The sequence below is a fragment of the Hydrogenophaga sp. genome, assembly GCF_028698005.1.
Taxonomy (GTDB): Bacteria; Pseudomonadota; Gammaproteobacteria; order Burkholderiales; family Burkholderiaceae_C; genus Hydrogenophaga.
Window position 1 is genome coordinate 1 of record NZ_JAQVEJ010000183.1, and the last position, 5,301, is coordinate 5,301.

Below are 5,301 nucleotides of genomic sequence, written 5' to 3' on the forward strand. Positions count from 1 at the left end.
TCGCCCCATCGCACCAAGGCCATCACCGGTGGACGTCACCCCGCCGGGAAAGGCCAGGAAAATGCTTTGAAATCAAACACTTTTCGGTATGTCCGGGGAAAATGGGTGTGGACAGGGCTGCACCGCTGGCCGAGCGCCCTGGACGGTGTGGTGGATGCTGCGGCGCGCATGGTGCGTCAGCGTTACGGGATGGCATCCCATTTTGTTACGTAGCCAAGTCTGTCGCACGGATTCCCTGTGGCAGACCCGGTTGCGCAGGCGGCAGGAGCGCGCGCCCCTGCGGCGTGGCTGGCACGGCCAACCTGCCGGGCATGGGCTGGTTGCGGTGCCTTGTTGCGAAAAGACGTCAGTCATCTTTGACCTCCTGTGACACATCCCATCGCACATAGGTGTGTAAGGACCTCCCCTAAACGCATTCGGTTACATCTTTTTGTGAACCGAATGCCAGCAAAAAGTAATGCCATTTATTTATTGATGAGTTTAGCATGTTCTTGCAACTGGGTGTAATGACAGGCGGTGGCCGCCGGGGATGGGCGGTCGCCTCCCGCTCAATGTCGAATAAAACGTGATGCATTACACGAACGGCGGCGTGCGGTAGCGGGTTGCCGGCAGGAGGGCCGCCCACACCCTGTGGGGTGTCTGTGCGGCCGTCGGAATCTGCCGGACATTGGCCAGGTCCGGGTGGACGCATGTTCCGCCGCACTTGTTACAGGGGACAGCGTAACGCGGTCCCGTGAAGCTCAAAAAATCAGGTTGAAAGTGCTAAAGAAATCACTTTCTCCAGGCTTTTGGGACCGTTTGTGACCCGCAAGGGCGAGCCGCGCTATCGGCACGGAAGTTGCCCTATATCCGTGAAGCACCCGCTCGGGGGTGGAATCCGTGCAAGCAGGATGGGGCCGGGGCCATGGCGCAACGTGGGAAATCGACACAATTGGGCAGTGACGTGCCTCTGGTGGGAGGAGGCTTGGTGGCGCCCCCGGGTGGCATCGGGGAGGAGGGGGCGTGGGCGCCTGAAGAGCAGGTGCAGGCCCTGCGCGCCGAACTGGAGCAGGTGAGCTTCGAGCTGCGGTGGATCCACTGCGAGCACCGTGCGCTGGAGGAACATCAGGCGCAAGCGAGGCTCATGCACCAGACGGTGCTGGGCCAGCGTACCCAACTGGCGCAGCAGGTGGCCAGTTTGCAGGCCGAGGTGGAACGCCTGCAGGAGGCATGCGCGCTGCAGGAGCAGCGTTGCCTGCAGGCCGAGGCCGAAATCCGTGAGTTGAGCCGGGCGTTGCTGAGCGCCGCGGGGGTGCCCCAGAGGGCCATGGCCCAGGCCGCCGCGCTGGAAGCGCAAATTGAACAATGGAAGCAGGCCTACACGGCGCTTGATGCCGAGTGCGAGCGGCTGCGCGCGGCGTTGGCGGGCGGGCGCGGCCTCGCAGGCTGAGGGCCGGTCACGAGGCGGGGCCTGTTATAGACTGCTTGCAGCCGGCCGATGGCAACGTGCCGGCGTCTTTTCATCAGAACCCAACATAAGTCAGGAGTTGCATGCCATGAGGGATTGGCTGTTTTTCAACAAGATGGTGACACCCCAGATCATCACGGCGGTGTACTGGTTGTTGCTGGCCATCGCGGTGCTGAGCGGGCTGGGAGCCATGTTTGGCGGCTTCGGGGGCTTTACCTTGGGCAAGTTTCTGACGGGTCTGTTCATCGCGGTCGGTGGCTCGCTGGGCGCGCGCATCTGGTGCGAGCTGCTGATCGTGCTGTTCAAGATGAACGAGGCGCTGCAGGATTTGCGTCAGCGCAATCCGGAACAGTGAGAGGGGTGGGCCGGTTTGCCGGTCTGGCCACGGAAATGAAAACAGGGCCCGCCGGCCCTGTTGCTGTTTGGATCACGGGAGTGCCGTGCGCGGTGCCGCAGGCTCAGACCGACATGCCGCCCGAGACCTCGATCACCGCGCCGTTGATGTAGCTGGCCTCGTCGCTGGCCAGGAAGGCGTAGACGTTGGCGATTTCTTCGGGCTGGCCCAGGCGGCGCAGCGGCACGCGGTGCTCCATCTCCTGGATGACCTTCTCGGGAATGGTGCTCAGGATGGGGGTCTGGATGAAGCCGGGCGCGACGGCGTTGACGCGCACGCCCTTGGGGCCCAGCTCGCGGCTCCAGGTCTTGGTGAAGCCGATGACGCCGAACTTGGTGGCGGCGTAGTTGGTCTGGCCGAAGTTGCCGTAGATACCCACCACGCTGGAGGCGTTGAGGATGACACCACTGCCCTGCGCCACCAGGGTGTCGGCCACGGCCTGGGCGCAGTGGAAGACACCGCGCAGGTTGACGTCGATCACCTTGTCGAACTGCTCCAGCGTCATCTTCTGCAGGCGCGCGTCCTGGGTGATGCCGGCGTTGTTGACCAGCACGTCGATGCGTCCGAAGCGTTCCTTGACCTGGGCGACGACCGCATCGACCATTTCGCGCTGGGTCACGTCCATGACGAAGCCGGCGGCTGTGGCGCCCGTGGCCTGGCACTGACTGACCGCCTCGTCGACGGCCGCCTGCTTCACGTCGCAGACGATGACGGTGGCGCCCTCACGCGCGAACTTGAGCGCGGTGGCCAGGCCGATGCCCTGTGCGGCACCGGTGATGATGCTGATTTTTCCGTCGAGTCGTTTCATGGGTTCAGTAGCGGGGTTGGTGTTGTCGAAGCGATGACTTTACCGCCTCGCTCAGTTCGAAGCCGCTGCCGTAGCGTGCCGCCAGCTCGGTGCAACGCTGCTCGAAGGTCTCGATGCCCTGGCCGTAAATGAACTGCAGGGCGCCGCCGGTCCAGGCCGGGAAGCCGATGCCGAAGATGGAGCCGATGTTGCCGTCCAGCACGCTGGTGAGCACACCTTCGGCCAGGCAGCGCGCGGTCTCCACCGCCTGGCGGAAGAGCAGGCGGTCTTTCACGTCCTGCAGGTCCCACGCGACACCGGGTTTCTCGAACAAGGTCTTCAGTTCGGGCCACAGGTGCTTCCTGCCGCCTTCGGGGTAGTCGTAGAAGCCTCCGCCGCCGGCACGACCCGGGCGATGGTGCCGCTTGACCATGCGCTCGACCAGGGTCTCTCCGGCCGTGGCCACGTAGGGCTTGCCTTCCTGCCGGCAGTCGATGCGGGTCTGCTCCAGCACATGGACCGACAGTGACAGCGATGTCTCGTCGAGCACCGCCAGCGGGCCCACCGGCATGCCGGCCTGGACGGCGGCGTTCTCGATCACCGGGGCCGGGATGCCTTCGCCGAGCATTGCGGCACCCTCCATCACATAGGTACCGAAGGTGCGGCTGGTGTAGAAGCCCCGCGAGTCGTTCACCACGATGGGCAGCTTGCCCAGGGCCTGCACGTAGTCGTAGGCGCGCGCAATGGTCTCGTCGTCCGTGTCCTGGCCGCGGATGATCTCGACCAGCTTCATCTTGTCCACCGGGCTGAAGAAGTGGATGCCGACGAACTTCTGCGGCGCCGTGCTGGCCCGGGCCAGACTGCTGATGGGCAGGGTGGAGGTGTTGCTGGCGAAGAAACCGCCTTCGGCCAGCATGGGCTCGGCTTCCTGCGTCACCATGGCCTTGAGCTCACGCTGCTCGAACACGGCCTCGATGATCAGGTCGCAACCCCGGAGGTCGGTGGCCTGGGCAGTGGGCGTGATGAGGTTCAGGATGCCTTGCTGCCTCTCGGCGCTCATTTGCCCCTTGTCCACCCGCTGCTGGGTGAGCCGGGTGGTGTAGGCCTTGCCCTTCTCGGCCGCCTCGATGCTCACGTCCTTGAGCACGGTGGCAATGCCTTGGGTGGCCTGCACGTAGGCGATGCCCGAGCCCATCATGCCGGCGCCCAGGATGCCGACCTTCTTCGGCTGGTACTTCGGCACCCCCTTCGGCCTCGACTGCCCGCCTTTGACGGCGTTCATGTGGAAGAAGAAGGTGTTGATCATGTTGCGCGCCACCTGCCCGACCATCAGGCCGGCCAGGTAACGTGTCTCGATGCGCATGGCGGTGTCGAAATCGACCAGGGCGCCCTCGGCCATGGCGGCCAGGGCTGCTTCGGGCGCGGGGTACAGGCCCTGGGTCTTGCGCTTGAGCATGGCAGGCGCGACGCTGAGCATGGCGGCCACCTTGGGGCTGGCCGGCGTGCCGCCGGGCATCTTGTCATCCTTGCGGTCCCACACGTGGGTGCAGGCCTCGGGCTTGCCCTGGGCAGCCTCGATGAAAGCCCGTGCGCGCGGCATGAGCTCATCGGCCGTGGCGACCAGCTCGTGCACCACGCCGATCTTCATGGCCTCATCGGGGCCAAAGAGCTTGCTCTCCAGGATGTAGGGTTGCGCGGCCGCCAGGCCCAGGATGCGGGTCATCTTGGTGATGCCACCGCCACCGGGAATCAGGCCGAGCGTGATTTCTGGCAGGCCGAACCGGATCTTCGGGTCGTTCACGGCGATGCGGTGGTGGCCCACCAGCGCCACTTCCCAGCCGCCACCCAGCGCCGCGCCGTTGAGGCAGGTCACCACGGGCACGCCCAGGGTTTCCAGGGTGCGGAAGTGCCGCTTGATGCGTTCGATCTCGGCAAAGACGCGCGGGCCATCGGCCTCGCTCGAGCGCATCACGGCCTTGAGGTCGGCACCGGCAAAGAAGGTGCTCTTGGCCGAGGCCAGGATGATGCCGCGGATCTGCTCCCGGTCCTTCTCCACCTGGCGGGTCACGGTCTCGAAGTCGTCCTGCCATTGCAGGCACATGGTGTTGACGGGCGAACCCTGTTCGTCGAAGGTGATGGTGGCGATGCCCTGGGCGAGGTCGTAACGGATGGTCTTCGTGATCATGGGGGTACCTGCGCCCTTCATCAAACGCGTTCAACAATCGTGGCGATGCCCATGCCACCGCCGACACACAAGGTGGCCAGGCCGTAGCGCAGTTGTCGGCGGTGCAGTTCGTCAACCAGGGTGTTCAGGATCATGGCCCCGGTCGCGCCCAGCGGATGCCCCATGGCGATGGCGCCGCCGTTGACGTTGAGCTTCTCGTGCGGCACGCCCATTTCCTGCATGAAGCGCAGGGGCACGGCGGCAAAGGCTTCGTTGACCTCGAACAGGTCGATCTGGTCGATCGTCATGCCGGCCTTGGCCAGCGCCTTGCGTGTGGCGGGCATGGGGCCGGTGAGCATGATGGTGGGGTCGGCGCCCGAGAGGGCCGCCGCGACGATGCGCGCGCGCGGCGTGAAACCGTGCGTCCTGCCCGCTGCCTCGGAGCCGATCAGCACCGCGGCGGCGCCGTCGACGATGCCCGACGAGTTGCCGGCATGGTGGACGTGGTC

The 5,301-nt window shown here is 65.2% G+C and carries 5 protein-coding genes and 1 pseudogene; 3 read left to right on the forward strand and 3 right to left on the reverse strand.

Annotation, left to right across the window (positions count from 1 at the left end; all coding sequences use genetic code 11):
* The 3 genes from PHQ87_RS14135 to PHQ87_RS14145 form a co-directional block, all read left to right on the forward strand.
* The coding region (locus tag PHQ87_RS14135) for a hypothetical protein (protein WP_300235644.1) at positions 1-213 on the forward strand (213 nt) is incomplete at its 5' end.
* A gap of 754 nt (positions 214-967) precedes the next feature.
* Positions 968-1,429, forward strand: coding sequence for a hypothetical protein (locus PHQ87_RS14140; protein WP_300235647.1), 462 nt, complete (start codon positions 968-970; stop codon positions 1,427-1,429).
* Positions 1,430-1,535: 106 nt separating this feature from the next.
* Positions 1,536-1,802: a DUF4282 domain-containing protein gene (locus PHQ87_RS14145; protein WP_300235650.1), complete on the forward strand. Its 267-nt coding sequence runs from the start codon at positions 1,536-1,538 to the stop codon at positions 1,800-1,802.
* Positions 1,803-1,905: 103 nt separating this feature from the next.
* Here PHQ87_RS14145 and fabG read toward each other — a convergent pair whose 3' ends face one another.
* From fabG to PHQ87_RS14160, 3 genes and pseudogenes are all read right to left on the reverse strand, one after another.
* Positions 1,906-2,649, reverse strand: coding sequence for a 3-oxoacyl-ACP reductase FabG (gene fabG, locus PHQ87_RS14150; RefSeq protein ID WP_300235653.1), 744 nt, complete (start codon positions 2,647-2,649; stop codon positions 1,906-1,908).
* Positions 2,650-2,653: 4 nt separating this feature from the next.
* On the reverse strand, positions 2,654-4,813 hold the full coding sequence (locus PHQ87_RS14155; RefSeq protein WP_300235656.1) for a 3-hydroxyacyl-CoA dehydrogenase NAD-binding domain-containing protein: 2,160 nt from the start codon (positions 4,811-4,813) through the stop codon (positions 2,654-2,656).
* 20 nt (positions 4,814-4,833) lie between these two features.
* A pseudogene (locus tag PHQ87_RS14160) lies at positions 4,834-5,301 on the reverse strand (acetyl-CoA C-acyltransferase); the annotation flags it as partial.